Origin of the sequence: Kurthia sp. 11kri321 (genome assembly GCF_001534765.1) — a bacterium.
GTDB lineage: Bacteria > Bacillota > Bacilli > Bacillales_A > Planococcaceae > Kurthia > Kurthia gibsonii.
This window is the reverse complement of record NZ_CP013217.1, coordinates 292,501-313,021: the sequence shown is the minus strand read 5'-3', so window position 1 is coordinate 313,021 and position 20,521 is coordinate 292,501. Positions and strand designations below refer to the sequence as shown.

The following is a 20,521-nucleotide window of genomic DNA, read 5'->3' as shown; positions in this document are numbered from 1 at the left end:
AAAAGCTATAAAAAAACCTTCTTACATTGCATAAGAAGGTTTGAACTGACACTTGAAAATTAGCCTTCTTATCTTTTAAGAACCATAAGTCCTTCTGGAATTAGCACCTGACCATCTAAATGGCTGGTTGCTGAAGCGTCGTCGGGCCAGTCCCTCGGCTTCTCTTGATAAGAAATTATTGAATTTTTAAAATATTAAAAGAATCATACCTCTTAAATAGAGTACCGTCAATAGCTTCTACCACTTTCAGCTAAATATTGTACGAAAAAGCGCTTACTTTATCACAATATTTCGTAAATTCAGTAATAGGTATTAAAAAAAGCGTATGAGATTTTTTCACATCTCATACGCTTCATATTTTATTTTTTTATCGTAAATGCATCGCCAGCATTTGAATCAAAATCACGCGCATTGACATACTCACCTTGTACAATTAATCGTTTCGAACCATCATAATTACATGTAACGAGCGTAAGTAGTCTTTTTTTAGCTTGATTTTCGATAACTTGAACGTCAGTTGCTTCTGTAATAAAGATTTTTGTAATTTTATACGTATACACGCGCTTATAGTCCGTTGTGTACATAAGCATTCCTTTTTTTGCTTTCGTTAAAGGGCTAAATAATGTTTTATCATTATTCATATTATGACCTGCTAATGCATAATTACCTTGCCCCATTTTCATATCCTTCTTTAATGTACCTGCGCCAATTGCTAGATTTGTATTTGAAATTCCGTATAAAATAGGCAATTGTAAAGATACATCGGGAACACTTAATGCACCAATTGAATGTACATCACCTTGATTCATTTGTGCCTTTAATACATCTTGTAAGCTAATATTTTCCACATTACCAAAATCAAAGCTTACGTCATCCGCATTTTGTGCTTTTTGTTCATCAAACTGCTCAATTGCTTGATTACTCATATGTGACACGATGAACCCCATAATTTGTTTATTGAAAATTAGTGCAACACCTAAAACAAACAAAACAATGCCAATCGTTAAACTTAATTTCCTGTTCATTATGGAATCCTCCTTTCACACTTTATACGAATTCTCGTTGTCTTTGAATAAATTGATTCATAACTCGCGTAGCAACTTCTTCACCATTTTGAATACATAAACCAATCCCCACACCATAATACGAACAACCAGCTAAATGTACATGTGGATGATATTTCACCATTTGTTTTTCAATACGTTCAACTGCTTGTTTATGTTGTAAATTATAAATTGGCATCGCATCAAACCATTTTTTTACATCAATCCATGTTGGTTCATCTATTATTTTTAAGCTTTTTTCGATGTCTTGACGTGCTATTTGTGCTAATTCATCATTTGTCATCTGACAAAATTCTTCAAAACGAGGATTATTCTTTTTATAAAACATACGGATAAGTAACTTATCCTCTTTAGAAGTATGACGCCATTTGCGACTTGTCCATGTACATGCATTACAATCTACATCATTACCTGATGATACAATATATCCTGTACCATCTGCTGGTAGCACATCATTCGGTAAATCATAAGCCAAGTAAACTGTAATAATAGAACCCGTTTGTAGTTCTTCAAAATCACGTTGGAAAGGCTCTTCCTTCAATAGTTTTTGTGCGACTTGGTGCGGTACAGCTAATACGACTTCATCTGCATCTAACCATTCACCCGTATCTATTTGAATCTTATACCCATTCGTGTCTTGTTTTAACAATTCCACCGACGTATTTTTTAAAATCGTCGCGTTCTCTAGTGTTTCTTCGATTCGTTCAAATAATTCTACTAGGCCATTTTTAAACGAGATGAATTTCTTTTTGGCATTCTCTTGGTAGAACGCTTTATTTGCTTCAAATCCACGCATGATACTTCCAAATTCATTTTTATATTCAAATAAATAGGGTAAAGTAGAAGCAATTGTTAATTTATTCAAATCACCTGAATAGACACCAGATAAAACAGGTGCGACTTGTTTTTGAACAATTTCTTCACCTAAATAATATGTTAAAAATTCTCCGACCGAATGATTTGTTGTAAAAGGAAGTTCGGTTTTTTCTAAGTCTTGTAAAACAGCTTTTTTTCCTTCTTCTGAAATAAGCGTACTTTTATTTAATGCTTGTTCATTCATAGGAATTCCAAACACGCTATCTTCTGGAATTGCATGTAACTGATTTTCAGTTAAAATATATGAAACGCCTGTGTCATTATAAACAACTCGATCTTCTAATTGTAATTCTTCGATTAATTTTCGAACACTCGCATGGCGCGACACGATGGAATCTGCACCAACTTCCATTAAGTAACCATCACGTTGTTTTGTGACCATCTTACCACCGATTTGTGCGTCTTTTTCAATCAATGTCAAAGCGAGGTCCAACCCTTGTTCTTTGGCTTGTTTTTGCAAGTAATGCATCGTACTCATTCCGGTAATACCGCCACCAATTACGACTACTTTTCTCAACGTCTGTCATCTCCGTTCATTCATGTTCTTCCTTAGTATAAATCAAATTGACTCGGAACCACATTGTTTTATCTTACAAACTCTTGAACACTTTTCAAATACGCAAGCGTTTAATTTAGCTTTTTGTTCCATTTACGGTAACCTTAAATTAATCCTATTTTGAAAGGGTCTTGCTATGAATTTATTAATGATTACACTCTTTTTATTAATCGGTTTACTAGCGTCTAATATTATTAGCCACTATGTAAAATTTTTACCGACTGCTTTAATTCAAATTGGTCTCGGTGTTATTTTAGCACTTTTCGTTCCAAGCTTAGACTTAGAACTCGATACCGAATGGTTTTTATTACTTTTTGTTGCGCCGTTATTATACAATGATGGACGCTATTTTCCACGCAAAGAATTATGGAGTATGAGACTACCTATTTTAGGGAATGCCATCGTACTGGTACTCATCACAACGATCGGCGGTGGGTATTTTATTCACTGGCTTGTGCCAACAATTCCACTCCCTGCTGCCTTTGCACTTGCTGCCATCCTATCTCCTACTGATCCTGTTGCAGTAAATGGCATTGCAAAACGTATTCGAATACCTGAAAAGATTTTAAGTGTTGTACGCGGGGAATCACTTATCAATGACGCTTCAGGGTTAGTAGCTTTTAAATATGCAGTTGCTGCAGCTGTATCAGGGTATTTTTCATTCCAAAGTGCCATTTTAAATTTCTCTTATACGTTTTTAGCAGGAGGGATTTTAGGTTTAGTTCTTGGATTTGTTCTAATTGAATTACGATTTGCTTTTAGACGTGCTGGCATACGAGATGCTGTTTTCCACACACTTTATCAAATTTTAACGCCCTTTATCATTTATCTCATTGTGGAAAATATTTTTCATGCTTCTGGCGTTATCGCCGTTGTCATTGCAGGGATTATTCAAGCTATTTTTAAAGAACAAACCGAAACTGTCCTTGCAGAAGAACAAGTACTAACAGAGAGTGCTTGGGAAATCGTTTTATTCGTTTTAAATGGCGTTGTTTTCTTATTACTTGGTTTAAATATTCCATTATCTATGAAGCAATCGATTTTAGATACACAAATCGATAATTGGATTTTAATTCTTTATGCATCTGCAATTGGTGCAATCATTCTTCTTATACGCTTCGTTTGGTCACATTTATTTGCACTGTGGCAATTCAAGCGAAAAAGAGATGAAAAACCAACGCTGAAAATGAGTCTAATTAGTAGTTTGGTTGGTGTACGTGGTGCTGTCACAATGGCGGGGATTTTATCATTACCATTCTTCCTCGATACAGGAGAACCATTTCCAGAACGATCTTTAATCTTATTTTTAGCTTCTGGTGTTATTCTTTTCACACTGATTATTGCTACAGCCTTCTTACCGTTACTAACGGATAAAGAAGAAATGACGGTTGTAAAAGAAGGTCAGCTGTCATTCCATGAGGCGAAAAGTTTTGTGTTAGTGCAAACTGTAAAAAAGATGCAATCAAAAATTAACGAGGAAAATCGTTATATTATTTATGATTTAATTGATAATTTACAACATCTATTCAGACAGACACAATTAGAAGCCAATGCAGATGATTCAGGTAGTTCAAAACATGCACCAAAATTAGAACGTATTCGCTTGAATGTATTACAAGTTGAACGTGACTATATCAATGGATTGTATAAAGATCATAAACTTGATGAACATATGTACCAGTCATTACTACATTCTATATCTGATCGCGAAAAAATGCTGTCGATTAGCACTTGGAAACGTGGATTGTTTACATTACGAAAAGTTTTACGCGAGTTATCTATTGCTAAAAAGCATTATAATAACGAAAAAGAAAAATATCTATCGTATGTTCTCATGCGTCAAGATGTTCGTCGACACGCTTATAAAAAAGCAATCGATTATTTAAAAGAAAAACGAAAAAAATCAGATCATCCTGAGCTATACACCGTTATTCTTTTTGAATATCAAAAAGCATACGAACGCCTACGAAAAAAAGTCACAATGGACTCTGTACGCGAAGAAGAACTAAAAGAAGAATTAAATTTAGTGATGCTCGAAACAGAACGTCAAGAAATTCACTTATTATATGAAGAAGGCAAAATTACACGCGATCAAGAAAAAGACTTACGTCGCCTTGTAAACTACATGGAAAATATCGCATTATACGAACATGTGGAATAAATAGCAAAAGAGCTTCAGCATATGAAAATGCCGAAGCTCTTTTGCTTTTAGCTAGAATTTTGTTCTAGTCTCTTGTATTATTTTTTCTTTTTGTACTTTGCAATTTCATGAACTACTAAATTCGAATAGAATTTACCACCTTCAGGGTTCGGGTGGATATGGTCATTATAAAAGATTTGTGGTTTATTTTTAGATGCTTCATACCAATCAATCTCATGTACATTATCATATTCTTTCGCTGCATTTCGAATCGTCTTATTCACACTATCTTGCCAACTACGACTCACGCGCACATTCATTAAGAATATTTGACGTTTTGATCCAAGTAATTCATAAATCTCTTCCCACTGCGTTTTTGTAAATGTACCATTCGAGCCTAAACCAATTAGTACCGTATTCGATACCTGTCCTTGATTCACCTTTGTACGCAATTTATCAATCGCTGCATCAACTTGTAATGCCACTGTCGCATCGACATCAATACGCGGTAAATCTGCTTGTAAAGCACTAGCAGCACTCAGCATAACAGAGTCACCCAATGCAGTAATCGGTGTGTTAGCTAATGCAATCTTACCATTGGCGACATCTTTTTTATATTGCGCTTCTTTTTTCGCCTTTTCATCAGCTTTTGCTTTTTTCTCAGCTACAGCTGCTTCTTTTGCTTCTTTTTTAGCTTTTGCAATGGCTTCTTCTTTTGCTTTTTTACGTTCTTCAGCGGTTTGCTCTTTTTTCGCTTTTTGCTGTTCTTCTTTTAACTTCTGCTCTTCTTTTAGATGTTGCTCCAGTTCATTCTCTTTAGAAGCTTGTGGAGCAGGTTCGACAATCATACCGTACGTGAAAACAATCGCAATCGCTGAAATAGCAAGCATTGTAAAGCGCTGTTTCATGTTTTGCTGTTTCCACTTCCACGACCATGTACCGTTTCTAAAGACAGCCAACCAATTACGCCATTCCCCACGACGAATTGGATTTTCCACAAAACGATACGACAATGCTGATAAAATAAATGTTAAAACCAATGCTAATAGAATTTTCATACCGCTAATCTCATCTGTTTTAACTGCAATTCCTAATAATACAATGATTGGGAAGTGCCAAATATAAATACCATAAGAGCGTTCACCAATCCATAGTAACGGCTTAATACTAAAAATCTTCGCAATGGAATTAGCTGGATGTACAATAACAGCGATTAATACTGCCGTTACTGCCGAAGCCAAGTACATACCACCATAATATAAGAAGCTACCGTCTTCTTGTGTGAAAATCATTAAAATGATTAAAATCCCTAAACTGACCAAACCTGCGATATTCAATACTTTTTTCAAATCAGGTGTTACATTCGGACTCAATTTTGCACTTGGCCATACGAATGCCAATGCCGCACCTAGTAAAATTGAAAAGGCACGTGTGTCCGTCCCGAAATAAACACGACTTGGATCCGCATCAGGACTATACATGAATGCCATTGCCTCTGCTGAAATAAACGACAGTAGGACAATAAATATTGCAAGCTTTCCTTTTGAACGAATAAATGTTAACGCTAGTAACATTAAAATCGGCCATATAATATAGAATTGTTCTTCTACCGCAAGTGACCACATATGTTGCAGTGGTGAAGGCGGCGCAAACTTTGTAAAATATGAGTGATCTTGAAGTATGTAATACCAGTTACTCACATAGAAAAAAGCCGCAGCAACTTCTTCACGTAATCCTTCTAAGAAAGAACGCTGGAATAATGTAATCCACGTCACTAATGCAACTAACATTAATACAAGTGCTGGAATGAGTCTTCTAAATCGCTTAATCCAGAAACTCTTAAAATCTATTCTTCCATTCTTTTCGAATTCATTAATTAATAAATCTGTAATAAGATAACCTGACAATACGAAAAATACGGTTACACCAAGAAATCCACCATCAATTCCATCAATATGTAGATGATATAAAATAACAGCTAATACTGAAATAGCTCGTAATCCGTCCAATCCGCTAATATATCTGCGTTTTTGCTTTCCAGGACGCGGCATTGAAATACCTCCTAAATAATTGTTTCATCTCTCTCTATTTAATAAGACGTTTTATTTCTACATTAAGTTTTCTTTTTCATGTTTTTATTGTAATTTCTATTCTAATAATAGCTTAAATTTATACATGCGTTAAGTTTTTTCATTCTTTGAATTAGCTATAAGATACGTTTTTTCAAAAATTAAAATCAATTATGCATCATCCGACTATTTCATATATGTTACAAATAATACAACTTTATCACAATTCCCTTTTTTATACTATTTTATACATCATTAATATTATGATTAAGGAAATAGGAGGGAAATTATGCAATTTAAAAAGAAACACACCATGTCATTCTTGCTCAGTATTTGTTTAGTCTTTACGATGTTCTTCTTACCTACTGAACAAGCTTCAGCAGCATCTATTCAATTAAAAGTCGCAAATACAAATTCATTAAATCTTCGTACAGGTCCTAGTACAAAATATAAAGTTATAAAAGTACTTAAAAAAAATACAGTTGTCACACAAACTGCAAAAAAAGGTACGTGGTCGAAAGTAAAAGTAGGTAAGACAACTGGTTATGTATCTTCCAAGTACTTAACAAAAATTATACTCTCTACTAGTAGCACAAAGGTTGGCAAGTACTACTCCATCACTGCCGCTACACTTAATGTCAGAAAGACAAGTAGTGTTACGTCAAAAAAATTGGCTACTGTTCGCTTTGGCGATCAATTTAAAATTAAAGCCCAAGCTAAAAACGGTTGGTTTAAAATCGAATACGCAAAAGGCAAAACAGGTTATGTCTCACATAAGTACGGTATTATTTCTACTTCCAAAGAGAACGCATATCCAGAAGGCACAATTTTTGGTCCATTAAGTGGTCGAACATTCGTCGTAGATGCAGGACATGGTGGCGCGCAAAAAGGTGCTTATTATTATGGTATCGCTGAAAAAGATTTAAACTTAAAAGCTGCTAAAACTTTGCAACAACAACTTAAAAAAGATGGTGCGAAAGTCATTATGACACGCACAACGGATAAAACATTATCACTCGAAAAACGCGTACAAATTTCAAAATCTGCTAAACCAGATGCCTTTATTAGTGTTCATCACAATGTATATAACAAAAAAAGTGAGGAAGGCTATCTAGCTCTTTATACAAAAAAAGCTGAAAAGACATTTACGAAATACTTATTTAACGCATTAGATCGACCAGTTTCAGCTGTTTCAGACGTACCTGCAGAAGAATATCGCTATCAAAACTTACACGTTCTACGCGAAAACCCATACATCGGTACACTGTTAGAATACGGTTATATGAACCGAAAATCTGAACTAAAAAAGATTAATACAGATAGTTATCGTAAAGCAATGGCACAAGGTATTTCAACTGGTCTAATTAACTACTTTAAAAAATATTAATAGTTAAAAAGACTTTAATTGTTTTCAAATACAAAAAAGGAATCGCACATATTTTGGCGATTCCTTTTATTTGTGTAGTAATCGATTAAATTCCGATTACATCATTCCTGGCATGCCACCCATATCTGGCATTGCTGGTGCTGATGAGTTATCTGGAAGGTCTGCTACTACTGCTTCTGTTGTTAGGAATAATGAAGCTACAGATGCAGCATTTTGAAGTGCTGAACGTGTAACTTTTGCTGGGTCTACGATACCTGCTTCAATCATGTTCACCCATTCACCATTCGCTGCGTTGAAGCCTGTTCCAACTTCTTCACGTTTTAGACGATCTACGATGACAGACCCTTCTAAACCTGCGTTATTTGCAATTTGACGTACTGGTTCTTCTAATGCACGTAATACGATGCGCGCGCCTGTTGCTACGTCGCCTTCTGTACTATTCGCTACGGCTTCTACTGCTGCATGAATACTTACTAATGCAACACCACCACCAGCTACAATACCTTCTTCTACTGCTGCGCGTGTAGAATTAAGAGCATCTTCAATACGTAGTTTACGTTCTTTTAGTTCGATTTCAGTTGCTGCACCGACACGAATTACGGCAACACCGCCAGCTAATTTTGCTAAGCGTTCTTGTAATTTTTCTTTATCGAATTCAGAAGTTGCATCTTCGTATTGGTTACGAATGTTGGCAATGCGATATTCGATTGCTTCTTGTTGACCAGCACCTTCAACAATTGTTGTATTGTCTTTTGTTACAACTACTTTTGCTGTGCGTCCAAGTTGGTCTACAGTTGTCTCTTTTAAATCTAAACCAATTTCTTCTGTAATCACTTGTGCGCCTGTTAAGATCGCAATATCTTCTAACATCGCTTTACGACGATCACCGAATCCTGGTGCTTTTACAGCAACTACGTTGAATGTACCGCGTAATTTGTTTAATACAAGTGTCGCAAGTGCTTCACCTTCAACATCTTCTGCGATGATTAACATTGGACGACCTTGTTGTACAACTTGTTCAAGCACAGGTAAGATTTCTTGGATGTTTGAGATTTTTTTATCTGTAATTAAGATATATGGATTATCTAATACTGCTTCCATTTTATCTGTATCTGTTACCATGTAGTGAGATAGGTAACCGCGGTCAAATTGCATACCTTCCACAACTTCTAGTTCTGTATTAAAACCTTTTGATTCTTCTAATGTAATAACACCATCATTACCTACGCGTTCCATTGCTTCTGCGATTAATGAACCTACTTCGTCATCTGCAGCTGAGATAGAAGCTACTTGTGCAATTGCTTCTTTGTTTTCAACTGGTTTTGAAATCGATTTTAGTTCTTTGATTGCTGCTTCAACTGCTAAGTCAATCCCTTTACGGATACCGACAGGGTTTGCACCAGCTGTTACGTTTTTTAAACCTTCTGTAATCATTGATTGTGCTAGTACTGTTGCAGTTGTTGTACCGTCACCAGCGATTTCATTTGTTTTTGAAGCTACTTCAGAAACTAATTTTGCGCCCATGTTTTCATATGGATCTTCTAGTTCGATTTCTTTTGCAATTGTAACACCGTCATTTGTAATAAGTGGCGCACCGAATGCTTTTTGTAATACAACATTACGGCCTTTTGGTCCTAATGTTACTTTTACTGTATTCGCTAATTTATCCACACCTGCTAACATTAAACTACGTGCATCTTCGCTAAATTTAATTTCTTTTGCCATTGTATAATTCCCTCCTAGAAAATCAATCCGTTCGTTTATTTGTATATATTAGATTACTCTACGATTGCTAAAACATCGCTCTCACGTAGAATTAAATAGTCTTTACCTTCGTATTTTACTTCCGTACCTGCGTATTGAGCATAAATTACTTGGTCGCCTGCTTTTACGCTTAACGGCACCACTGTACCACTATTTGTTACGATTCCAGAACCCACTGCTACAACTTTACCTTGCTGTGGTTTTTCTTTTGCAGAGTCGGGTAGTACGATACCGAATGCTGTTTTTTCTTCTACTTCTACTACCTCAATAATAATACGGTCACCTAATGGCTTTAACATGTTCTAATAACCTCCTAATTTCTATGCGTCAATATTATTTGTTGGCACTCTTATACAATGAGTGCTAACTTATAGTCTTAATAATAAGCACTCTCGATTTTTTTTGCAAGTCATAACATTTATTTTTTTATAAAAAGATGACCGATTTACATTTTCTTTTTGCTTCAACTTATTGGTAGAATAGAGATACGAATATTTCCGGAAAGGATTTGCTTATGAAAACTAAAAAAACACCACTATATATATTAATTACATATATACTCATGCAACTATCACCTATCATCTTTTTAAAGCCGATTGCTTCTATTATCCAATGGCTAGAACCAGGTATCACTAATGATGAACTGTCCGCACAAGCACGCGGTTGGACCATCTTCTTCACGTTCTTTCTCGGTACACTTGTAACGATTTTCTTCATCTTACGTGACAAAAACTTTTTCAAAAATGCTTTTGTCGGTGGCAAGCGCTATTCTACTATGGGAGCGATTGGCTGGGGCGTTTTAGGATTCTTCATGATTTTAATTGGCCAATCACTTGCTGGTTTAATCGAAACGTCACTTGGTATTACACCTGGTTCTGAAAATACAGCACAACTTTCTGCAATGGCTAAAGCAGCCCCTATTGCAATCATCAGTATTGTATTCTTTGGACCATTCCTTGAAGAAGTCGTATTCCGTCGCGTCATCTTCGCATCGTTAAACCAAACAACGAACTTTTTCATCGCAGCGAGTGTCAGCGCCGTTGTATTCGCAATCGTGCATATGGATTTTTCTCATATCATCATCTACGCAACTGTTGGGTTCATCACTGCTTTTCTGTATAACAAAACAAAACGACTGCTCACAACGATTATTGCACATACGATGTTGAATGGTTTTGTTATCATCATGAATCTCAATTTAGACAAAATACAAAAATACCTCGAAACGCTACAATCCATGCAATAAAAAGAGTTTCTTTTTTAGTGTTCGCAACAAAAAACTGGAATCGCACAACAGTACGATTCCAGTTTTTCTTTTATATTATGCAGCTAGCTCCATTTCTCGCTGCTGCTCTGCTTTCAAATAACTTCTATAACCTATACGCGAAATCATGATACTGATTTCGTATAAAATGCATAATGGTAATGTGACAATCATGTGTGACACGATATCTGGAGGTGCGATGACTGCTGCTACACAGAGTAGTGCAAAGTATGCGTACTTCCTTACTTTTGACATTCCCATTGGCGTAATGATTCCGAGACGCGTCAAAAATAACATAATAATTGGCAACTGAAAAATCAATCCAAATGGCAATGTAATTTGCATTAAAAATTGGAAATATTCATAGATTCCAATGGTCTGTTCAACATCCATTTCTCCTGCTAACCCCATCATCCACTTCAACATATACGGACGTAACACTAAATACGAAAATACAACCCCTACAATGAACAATAGGAATGCGTACGGAATATAGCGTAATGTCGCTTTGCGCTCTTTTTCATAAAGTCCTGGGCTCACAAAACCCCATAACTGAAATAGAATAATCGGTGATGTCATAACAAGCGATAAAATAAAGATAACTTGTATGTAAACCTTCACTGGATCGGTAACACGAAAAGCATGCAATTGAAGCGATTTTGCTTCTTCAGTATGTTGTAAAAATTGTATGAGTGGTTGTGCTAAAAAGAAACTTCCAATAATCGCTAAAACAAAGAATCCTGCAACAATTAATAGCCTCTTTCGAAGTTCCTCTATATGTTCAACGACTGTTAGTTCTTCTTGTTCCATCAGATGAACACCCTACTTCGTCTCTTCGATTTTTTCGACAGCTTTTACTTCATTTGCGCTGTTTGTTTCAACTGTTTTTTGTTTTGTACTTTCAAAATCTTCGTCTGTTAAACCTTTTGTTGCAGATTTAAACTCACGGAGTGTAGAACCCATCGCTCTTCCTAGTTCAGGAAGTTTTTTGGGACCAAAAATAATGACAGCAACACCTGCAATAATCGCAATACTAGCTGGACCTACCATTACACGCACCTCCTCAATTTGATAACTACATTCTACTCCACACTTCGTCATTTGTATATTATTCTTTCGGTCTACAAAACTGAATATTTAAGACTATTCTTCCACATTTCGAATAAAGTAACTAAGCGTTTGCAATTCAATCGATAAATCAATTGTATGAACGCGGAATGTCTCCGGTACTTGCAGACGAACCGGTGTAAAATTCAACACACCTTTCGCACCCATCTGAATTAATCGGTCTGTCATAAACTGTGCTGAACGTGCTGGTACAGTTAAAATAGGTAGTTCTGCTTTGAATTCTTCAAACTTCTCTTCCATCACATCTGGATGGAAAACAGGTACACCATTTACAAGCTGCCCTTCCATTGGATAGTTCGTATCGAATGCTACAACAATTTTCATATTATGGTTCTTTTGAAAATTATACTTCAGTAAGGCATGACCTAAGTTACCAATACCGATTACTGCTACATTCATACGTTGATCTTGATCAAGGACGCCTCTAAAGAACACAAGTAATTTTTGTACATCATATCCGTACCCTTTTTTACCGAGTGGTCCGAAATATGAAAAGTCACGACGAATCGTCGCTGAATCAATTTGCATGGCCTCACTTAACTCTTTTGATGAAATTCTATTCTTTCCTGCATCCGCAAAATTTTGGATGAAGCGATAATACAGCGGAAGTCTTTTCGTTGTGGCCTGCGGTATCCTATAATTCTCTTTCAAACATGTTTCCTCCTACGAATCTGGTTATACAATTTAGATAGATGACCATTGCACCAATGACAGCATTTCGTTACACTTAAGATTGAACTGAGGTGTCGAAAGTGATTGTATTACAAGTCAATCAATTATATAAATCATATATTGCAGATGAAATTTTAAGTGGCGTTAAACTCGAAGTTCAACATCGGGATCGCGTCGCACTTGTTGGCCGAAACGGCGCAGGTAAATCTACTCTTTTAAAAATTATAGCAGGTCAACTCTCATATGACTCTGGTGAGATTATTATGCCAAAAGGAATTAAACTTGGCTACTTAGACCAACATGCTGGTCTAGAATCTGATTTATCCATTTGGGATGAGATGATGACCGTATTTGAACCATTAAAACAACTTGAACAACAAATTCGTTCACTTGAGTTGCAGATGGCTGAACCTACGATTTATGAAAATGCAGAACGTTATCAAAAAATCACAGCTGAATATGACCAGCTACAACATGATTTTAAAGAACGCGGCGGCTTCCAATATGAAGCGGATACACGCTCTGTTCTACATGGTATGCAGTTTTATCCTGATTCCTATGAACAGTCTATATCTTCATTATCTGGTGGTCAACGTACAAGACTGGCTCTAGCAAAATTACTTTTAACAAAACCTGAATTACTCATTCTGGATGAGCCGACCAACCACCTGGATATCGAGACATTAAACTGGCTTGAAAACTACCTGAAAAACTACGACGGCGCTATCCTTATCGTATCACATGACCGCTATTTCTTGGACCAAGTTGTGTCTATTGTTTATGAAGTTTCTCGTCATCATGTCACAAAGTTCACAGGTAACTATTCAAGTTACTTAGATCAAAAAGCAAAGAACTATGAACGCGACCTAAAACTTTATGAAAAACAAATGGACGAAAAGGCAAAACTCGAAACATTCGTCCAAAAGAACTTAGCGCGTGCATCGACTACGAAGATGGCACAATCTCGTCGAAAAGTTTTAGAGAAAACCGAGTGGATGGATTCTCCTGATGGCGATGAAAAATCAGCTACTTTTACATTCGATATCGAAAAGCAAAGTGGTAATGACGTGTTATCCGTTGATGACCTCACAATCGGTTATGGACAAACGCCAATTTCTGAACATATTAACATGCGTGCCTATCGAAAAGACCGTATCGCCCTTGTTGGTCCAAACGGTGTCGGAAAATCTACGTTATTAAAAACGATTATAAAAGATTTACCTGCTCTGTCAGGTGATATTCGTTATGGTACGAATGTGCAACTCGGTTATTACGATCAGGATTTAGCAAAACTTTCTACGAATCGTACCGTACTACGTGAGATTTGGGATGAGTGGCCACTAATGAATGAAAAAGATGTTCGTACTGTTCTTGGTCGTTTCCTTTTCTCAGGAGAAGACGTCGATAAAATCGTACACGATCTATCAGGTGGCGAAAAAGCACGTTTAACGCTCGCGAAACTCATGCTTGAGAAAAATAATGTACTGATTTTAGATGAGCCGACCAACCATCTTGATTTAGATAGTAAAGAGGTGTTGGAAAATGCACTAATTGATTTCCCGGGTACGCTCATCTTCGTATCACATGACCGTTACTTCATCAATCGCATTGCAACAAAAGTTGTCGAGCTATCGAATGAGGGTTCTTTTGAATACTTAGGTGATTATGATTACTATGTAGAGAAAAAAGAAGAGTTAGCTGAAATCGCAGCTGAAAAAGAAGCTGCTCTTATAAAAACAAAGCCAATCGTTCAAAAGGAAGTACCTACATCGAATCAAGCCATCGACAAAGAGACGAAGAAAAAAGAACGTAAAATTCAACGTCAAATTGAAGATATTGAACAGATTATGAGCGACCTTGAAACAACCATTGCAAAACTAGAAGAAGAACTATGTGATCCTGATGTATTTTCAAATCACGAAAAAGCATTAATCATTCAAACACAATTAGATGAAGAAAAAGTAAAGCATGAAGAATATGAATTACAGTGGCTCGCTTTACAAGAAGAATTAGAGCAATTATAAATAAAAAGAAGGTGTCTTTTCCAAATGGAAACTTGATACCTTCTTTATTTTTTATTACAATAATATCTTGTGACGAATCTAGATTTTTGCGATGATTGCTTTTCTAACAAAGCAACTACATACTACCTACAATTTCCATTTATCCACTGAAATTGTGTATAACTTGTAAAAATCTCCACAAAGTTATACACAGGTAAGGTGCTTATATAATCGGAATTCACAGCACTTGTCCACATTACCCACAGAATTTTCTGAATTTATCCACAAATAACTGTGTAAAACTCAAGTGATTTACAAATTCTTCTTCTCACATTTACACACCATTAAAAAAGCGATTTTCCCATTTTTCATGAGAAAACCGCTACTATTTCATCATTATTTACGATTCCACGATACTAATTCCATACCTGGACGACCATTTAGACTCCAGTCACTACGGACACCGCTTTTAAACATTTCTGTACCTGCTGCTGCAATCATTGCGGCGTTATCTGTGCATAATGGTAATGGCGGCACATAGAACGGAATTCCTTCTTCTTTAAATACTTTTTCTAAAGAAGCACGTAAGCCTTTATTCGCTGCAACACCACCTGCTGCAATGACTTGTTTGACTTGATATTCTTTTGCAGCACGCAACGTTTTAGCTGTTAATACCTCTACCACACTATCTTGGAAGCCTTTCGCCACATGATGTGGATTAACTTCTTCGCCACGCTGAATTGCATTATGTTGATAGTTAATCACTGCTGATTTTAAACCACTAAAACTAAAATCATATGAGTCTGCTTCTAACCATACGCGCGGGAAGTTGACTGCGCCATCACTTTCATGCGCCATCTGATCAATTTTCGGTCCACCTGGATATGAAATATTCAATACACGCGCTACCTTATCATAAGCTTCACCTGCTGCATCATCACGTGTTTCACCGATTAATTCGAATGAGCCATGTTCTTTCATCAAAACAAGCTCTGTATGACCACCTGATACGACTAAAGCTAGTAATGGAAATTCCATCGGTTGTACAAGATGATTCGCATAGATGTGACCTGCAATATGATGTGTACCGATTAATGGCAACTGATGTGCAAATGCAAAAGCTTTCGCTGCATTAATGCCAATGAGTAATGCGCCTACAAGTCCTGGACCTTCTGTTACACATACCGCATCTAAGTCTGATGGCTGTACACCTGCTTTAGTTAAAGCTTCTTCAATAACGAGCGTCACATTTTCGACGTGATGACGTGAAGCAATCTCTGGTACGACACCGCCAAAACGTTTATGACTTTCAATTTGAGATGCCACAACATTCGAAACAATCTCTGTTCCGTTCTTAATAATGGCTGCGGCTGTTTCATCACAACTACTTTCAATACCTAATACATAAAGATCTTTTTCCATTATAAATTCACCCACATGACAAGAGCATCCTCTTGATTATCTGTATAGTATCCTTTACGAATACCACCTTCTTGAAAACCTAATTTACGATATAAATTTTGCGCGACTTCGTTTGTCACACGTACTTCTAAACTCATGACAACAACATTTAAAGATTTTGCATAGGCAATGGCTTCACGCATCAATGCTTCCCCAATGCCTTTTCCTCGTCCTTCTGGTAATACAGCGACATTTGTAATCTGGCTCTCATCTAATACGACCCACATGCCACAAAAACCAATAACCTTTTCTTCCTCATTTACAGCAACAAAATAATGTGCTTGTGGATTCTTCTCCATCTCATAATAAAAGGAATCTAATGTCCATGGAGTCGGAAATGCAATTTGTTCAATATGATGAACAGCAGGTACATCTTCTACGGTCATTAAACGATATTTAATCATGCTGTTTTGCCTTCTGTTCTTTAATCCAGTTAGCTTCAGCTTCTGCAATTCGTTTATATGTTGGTACAAATGCATGAACGGTTTCAGCAGCTGGTAGTGGCTGTTGCTCTGCTAAATAGATTAATTGACTAGCACTTGGTAGATTAAAAGGATAAGGGGCACGTAAAGCACGTTCTCCTAAGCATTCAACGATTTTTTCGTAAAAGACTTCAACATCATGACCAACAAATAAGATGGGCTGATTTAATGCGTCTAATTGATTTAATAATTGTTCTAATTCATAGTGTCCATCTTCAATAATAACTTCCAATGAATCCTTACTACTATATGCACCTGCATAGACATTTTGTCTTCTAGCATCTACAAGCGAGCAAATCACATGCGGAAAGTATGGTACATTTGCAGCCAATACCTTTAAACTCGATACACCTACGATTGGGATATTTAATGTCCACGCCAATGTTTTGGCAATCGTAACGCCAATTCGTACACCTGTATAAGAGCCTGGCCCCTCACTCACTGCAATGGCATCTAAATCAGCAGGTTTCATTTTTGTATGTGCAAATAAACGATCAATTGCTGGCATCGCACCACCAGAATGATTCAATTTTATATTTGCGACTTCTTCCGCAATTACTTGACCGTCTTTTACAAGTGCAATCGCAAGCGGTGTATTTGCTGTATCAATTCCTAACCAGATCATCTCATAATCTCCTCACATAATAGCGTATAACGCTCGCCAATTGGCGTTAATATAAATAAACGTTGATTCTCATCGATTCGCTTAATCGTAATGTCTAAACGCTCTGCTGGTAAGTCTGGCTCGATTAATTGTGCCCATTCTACAACTGTCGCCGCATCACCATAAAAAATCTCATCCCAACCTAAGTCTTCATCGCTATCTGCTAAGCGATATACATCTAAATGGTTGAAAGGGATACGTCCTTCATATTGCTTCATAATTGTAAATGTCGGACTATTAACGTGGCGTTTCACACCTAATCCTTTAGCTAAAAATTGTGTAAAAGTTGTTTTTCCAGCCCCTAGATCTCCTTCAAGCGTTAAAACATCTTGAGGTTGTAATCGTGTCGCTATTTTTTCTGCTAATTGCTGTGTTTCTTCAAGTGATTGAATCGGTATTTCAATTGTCATGTATTTCGTCCTCTCACAACATACTTATCTATCTATTCTATCGAAAATTCTATATTTCTTCAAAGTGAATGTATTCGTTTTTAAACAAAAAAAATAACACAGCACCATCTGCTGTGTTTACATAAATATAAATGGCGGTCCGGACGGGACTCGAACCCGCGACCTCCTGCGTGACAGGCAGGCATTCTAACCAGCTGAACTACCGGACCATTTCTTCTATGATATTATTCTAACATATCTTCTATGTCGTTGCAAGCTTTTTTAAAATCTTTTTAAAGCTCACTTTGTGTCGTTTTCTCTCTTCTCGACTTCTTTATTCTAATATAAGTATGAGGGGTTTGCAATAGTTTTTTTCTAAAAAACCTTAATTATTTTTTAACCTTTATTTTATTATATTTATAAAATGAAAAAAGAATTGGATTAGATAATTAGAGCGAGTGATCCATTTCGATGACCCAATGTTCCGTTTACTCAGGTGAATGTTCCAAACTACAGTGCGAGTGGCCCGTTTCGAAGAACCAAAGTTCGATTTCACATTAGAATAGTCAACTCAAGTCTCTTTTACTAATTAAAAGTCTTGCAGAAAGTAAAATTATGCTCAAAATCGATATTCTGCGCTGCTAAATACCACAGCATTTCCTTCAATTTTTTCAAAGGCTTCCCTCTTTTGAAACATAAAAAAAGTAACCACTCAGATGAGTGATTACTTTAGCTTGCATAGCAACGTCCTACTCTCACAGGGGGAAACCCCCAACTACCATCGGCGCTAAAGAGCTTAACTTCCGTGTTCGGCATGGGAACGGGTGTGACCTCTTTGCCATCGTCACTACACGATGAAAGATTGTTCTTTCAAAACTGGATAAACGGTTCATTGAAACACAATTGTTTTGGTTAAGTCCTCGATCGATTAGTATTCGTCAGCTCCATATGTCACCATACTTCCACCTCGAACCTATCTACCTTGTCGTCTTCAAGGGATCTTACTTACTTGCGTAATGGGAAATCTCATCTTGAGGGGGGCTTCATGCTTAGATGCTTTCAGCACTTATCCCGTCCATACATAGCTACCCAGCGATGCCTTTGGCAAGACAACTGGTACACCAGTGGTATGTCCATCCCGGTCCTCTCGTACTAAGGACAGCTCCTCTCAAATTTCCTACGCCCACGACGGATAGGGACCGAACTGTCTCACGACGTTCTGAACCCAGCTCGCGTACCGCTTTAATGGGCGAACAGCCCAACCCTTGGGACCGACTACAGCCCCAGGATGCGATGAGCCGACATCGAGGTGCCAAACCTCCCCGTCGATGTGGACTCTTGGGGGAGATAAGCCTGTTATCCCCGGGGTAGCTTTTATCCGTTGAGCGATGGCCCTTCCATGCGGAACCACCGGATCACTAAGCCCGTCTTTCGACCCTGCTCGACTTGTAGGTCTCGCAGTCAAGCTCCCTTGTGCCTTTACACTCTGCGAATGATTTCCAACCATTCTGAGGGAACCTTTGGGCGCCTCCGTTACCTTTTAGGAGGCGACCGCCCCAGTCAAACTGTCCACCTGACACTGTCTCCTACCCCGATGAGGGGTAAGGGTTAGAAGTTCAATACATTTAGGGTAGTATCCCAACAACGCCTCCTCCGAAGCTGGCGCTCCGGTCTCTCTGGCTCCTACCTATCCTGTACAAAATGTACCAAAATTCAATATCAAGTTACAGTAAAGCTCCACGGGGTCTTTCCGTCCTGTCGCGGGTAACCTGCATCTTCACAGGTACTATAATTTCACCGAGTCTCTCGTTGAGACAGTGCCCAGATCGTTACGCCTTTCGTGCGGGTCGGAACTTACCCGACAAGGAATTTCGCTACCTTAGGACCGTTATAGTTACGGCCGCCGTTTACTGGGGCTTCAATTCTCAGCTTCGCTTGTGCTAACCAATCCTCTTAACCTTCCAGCACCGGGCAGGCGTCAGCCCCTATACGTCATCTTACGATTTTGCAGAGACCTGTGTTTTTGCTAAACAGTCGCCTGGGCCTATTCACTGCGGCTCTCTCGGGCTTGCACCCTACTAGAGCACCCCTTCTCCCGAAGTTACGGGGTCATTTTGCCGAGTTCCTTAACGAGAGTTCTCTCGCTCACCTTAGGATTCTCTCCTCGACTACCTGTGTCGGTTTGCGGTACGGGCACCTATCTACCTCGCTAGAGGCTTTTCTTGGCAGTGTGAAATCAGGAACTTCGTCATAATTGACTCGCCATCACAGCTCAATGTTACAGGAAGCGGATTTGCCTACTTCCACACCTTACTGCTTGGACGTGCATAACCAACAGCACGCTTACCCTATCCTACTGCGTCCCCCCATCACTCAAATGGTAGATTGGTGGTACAGGAATATCAACCTGTTGTCCATCGCCTACGCCTATCGGCCTCGGCTTAGGTCCCGACTAACCCTGAGCGGACGAGCCTTCCTCAGGAAACCTTAGTCATTCGGTGGACAGGATTCTCACCTGTCTTTCGCTACTCATACCGGCATTCTCACTTCTAAGCGCTCCACCAGTCCTTACGATCTGACTTCACAGCACTTAGAACGCTCT

At 37.8% G+C, this 20,521-nt stretch carries 16 protein-coding genes, 1 tRNA gene, 2 rRNA genes and 1 riboswitch (1 of these 20 cut by a window edge); of the genes, 4 read left to right on the top strand and 15 right to left on the bottom strand.

The window, feature by feature from the left end; translation table 11 throughout:
• Positions 1–65: 65 nt before the first annotated feature.
• A riboswitch (SAM riboswitch) is annotated at positions 66–174 on the bottom strand.
• A gap of 185 nt (positions 175–359) precedes the next feature.
• Both ASO14_RS01700 and hemG read right to left on the bottom strand, forming a co-directional pair.
• Complete coding sequence (locus ASO14_RS01700) at positions 360–1,025, bottom strand: class A sortase (protein ID WP_068450654.1); 666 nt, start codon at positions 1,023–1,025, stop codon at positions 360–362.
• A 22-nt stretch (positions 1,026–1,047) separates the two neighbouring features.
• Positions 1,048–2,457, bottom strand: a complete 1,410-nt coding sequence (gene hemG, locus ASO14_RS01695; RefSeq protein WP_068450652.1) for a protoporphyrinogen oxidase — start codon at positions 2,455–2,457, stop codon at positions 1,048–1,050.
• Positions 2,458–2,632: 175 nt separating this feature from the next.
• On the opposite strand from hemG, the gene ASO14_RS01690 reads away from it, so the two are divergent.
• Positions 2,633–4,657, top strand: coding sequence for a Na+/H+ antiporter (locus ASO14_RS01690; RefSeq protein ID WP_068450650.1), 2,025 nt, complete (start codon positions 2,633–2,635; stop codon positions 4,655–4,657).
• A 77-nt stretch (positions 4,658–4,734) separates the two neighbouring features.
• Here the strand turns inward: ASO14_RS01690 and ASO14_RS01685 are convergent, their stop codons facing one another.
• The gene (locus ASO14_RS01685; protein WP_068450646.1) at positions 4,735–6,687 is read right to left on the bottom strand and encodes an acyltransferase family protein; all 1,953 of its coding nucleotides are present in this window, start codon (positions 6,685–6,687) and stop codon (positions 4,735–4,737) included.
• Positions 6,688–6,994: 307 nt separating this feature from the next.
• Between ASO14_RS01685 and ASO14_RS01680 the strand changes: the two genes are divergently transcribed.
• Positions 6,995–8,092, top strand: coding sequence for an N-acetylmuramoyl-L-alanine amidase family protein (locus ASO14_RS01680; protein WP_068450644.1), 1,098 nt, complete (start codon positions 6,995–6,997; stop codon positions 8,090–8,092).
• A gap of 96 nt (positions 8,093–8,188) precedes the next feature.
• Here the strand turns inward: ASO14_RS01680 and groL are convergent, their stop codons facing one another.
• Both groL and groES read right to left on the bottom strand, forming a co-directional pair.
• Positions 8,189–9,817 (bottom strand): chaperonin GroEL, encoded by a 1,629-nt coding sequence (gene groL, locus ASO14_RS01675; protein ID WP_068450641.1) that lies wholly within the window; start codon positions 9,815–9,817, stop codon positions 8,189–8,191.
• Positions 9,818–9,870: 53 nt separating this feature from the next.
• A complete protein-coding gene (groES, locus tag ASO14_RS01670) occupies positions 9,871–10,155 on the bottom strand; it encodes a co-chaperone GroES (RefSeq protein WP_068450638.1) in 285 nt (94 codons plus the stop codon).
• 215 nt (positions 10,156–10,370) lie between these two features.
• Here groES and ASO14_RS01665 point away from each other — a divergent pair, with 215 nt between their 5' ends.
• Positions 10,371–11,102, top strand: coding sequence for a CPBP family intramembrane glutamic endopeptidase (locus ASO14_RS01665; protein ID WP_068450636.1), 732 nt, complete (start codon positions 10,371–10,373; stop codon positions 11,100–11,102).
• A gap of 75 nt (positions 11,103–11,177) precedes the next feature.
• Here the strand turns inward: ASO14_RS01665 and tatC are convergent, their stop codons facing one another.
• The 3 genes from tatC to ASO14_RS01650 all read right to left on the bottom strand — a co-directional run bounded on the left by tatC (position 11,178) and on the right by ASO14_RS01650 (position 12,899).
• Entirely contained in the window at positions 11,178–11,930 is a 753-nt protein-coding gene (gene tatC / locus ASO14_RS01660; RefSeq protein WP_068450634.1) for a twin-arginine translocase subunit TatC, read from the bottom strand.
• Between the two features lie 12 nt (positions 11,931–11,942).
• On the bottom strand, positions 11,943–12,170 hold the full coding sequence (locus tag ASO14_RS01655; protein ID WP_068450632.1) for a twin-arginine translocase TatA/TatE family subunit: 228 nt from the start codon (positions 12,168–12,170) through the stop codon (positions 11,943–11,945).
• 93 nt (positions 12,171–12,263) lie between these two features.
• Positions 12,264–12,899, bottom strand: a complete 636-nt coding sequence (locus tag ASO14_RS01650; protein WP_068450630.1) for a redox-sensing transcriptional repressor Rex — start codon at positions 12,897–12,899, stop codon at positions 12,264–12,266.
• 101 nt (positions 12,900–13,000) lie between these two features.
• Between ASO14_RS01650 and ASO14_RS01645 the strand changes: the two genes are divergently transcribed.
• On the top strand, positions 13,001–14,944 hold the full coding sequence (locus tag ASO14_RS01645) for an ABC-F family ATP-binding cassette domain-containing protein (RefSeq protein ID WP_068450627.1): 1,944 nt from the start codon (positions 13,001–13,003) through the stop codon (positions 14,942–14,944).
• Positions 14,945–15,319: 375 nt separating this feature from the next.
• Here the strand turns inward: ASO14_RS01645 and tsaD are convergent, their stop codons facing one another.
• From tsaD to ASO14_RS01610, 7 genes are all read right to left on the bottom strand, one after another.
• The gene (gene tsaD / locus ASO14_RS01640; RefSeq protein WP_068450625.1) at positions 15,320–16,345 is read right to left on the bottom strand and encodes a tRNA (adenosine(37)-N6)-threonylcarbamoyltransferase complex transferase subunit TsaD; all 1,026 of its coding nucleotides are present in this window, start codon (positions 16,343–16,345) and stop codon (positions 15,320–15,322) included.
• The gene (rimI, locus tag ASO14_RS01635) at positions 16,345–16,788 is read right to left on the bottom strand and encodes a ribosomal protein S18-alanine N-acetyltransferase (protein WP_068450623.1); all 444 of its coding nucleotides are present in this window, start codon (positions 16,786–16,788) and stop codon (positions 16,345–16,347) included. The genes tsaD and rimI overlap by 1 nt, the downstream gene beginning before the upstream one ends.
• Positions 16,781–17,491: a tRNA (adenosine(37)-N6)-threonylcarbamoyltransferase complex dimerization subunit type 1 TsaB gene (gene tsaB / locus ASO14_RS01630; RefSeq protein ID WP_068450621.1), complete on the bottom strand. Its 711-nt coding sequence runs from the start codon at positions 17,489–17,491 to the stop codon at positions 16,781–16,783. The genes rimI and tsaB overlap by 8 nt, the downstream gene beginning before the upstream one ends.
• The gene (gene tsaE, locus ASO14_RS01625) at positions 17,488–17,940 is read right to left on the bottom strand and encodes a tRNA (adenosine(37)-N6)-threonylcarbamoyltransferase complex ATPase subunit type 1 TsaE (protein WP_068450619.1); all 453 of its coding nucleotides are present in this window, start codon (positions 17,938–17,940) and stop codon (positions 17,488–17,490) included. Before tsaE ends, tsaB begins: the two co-directional genes overlap by 4 nt.
• A 132-nt stretch (positions 17,941–18,072) precedes the next feature.
• Positions 18,073–18,149: transfer RNA gene (locus ASO14_RS01620), tRNA-Asp, on the bottom strand.
• 506 nt (positions 18,150–18,655) lie between these two features.
• Positions 18,656–18,771 (bottom strand): 5S ribosomal RNA (gene rrf / locus ASO14_RS01615).
• A gap of 56 nt (positions 18,772–18,827) precedes the next feature.
• Positions 18,828–20,521: ribosomal RNA gene (locus ASO14_RS01610) — 23S ribosomal RNA — on the bottom strand (it continues 1,236 nt past the right edge of the window).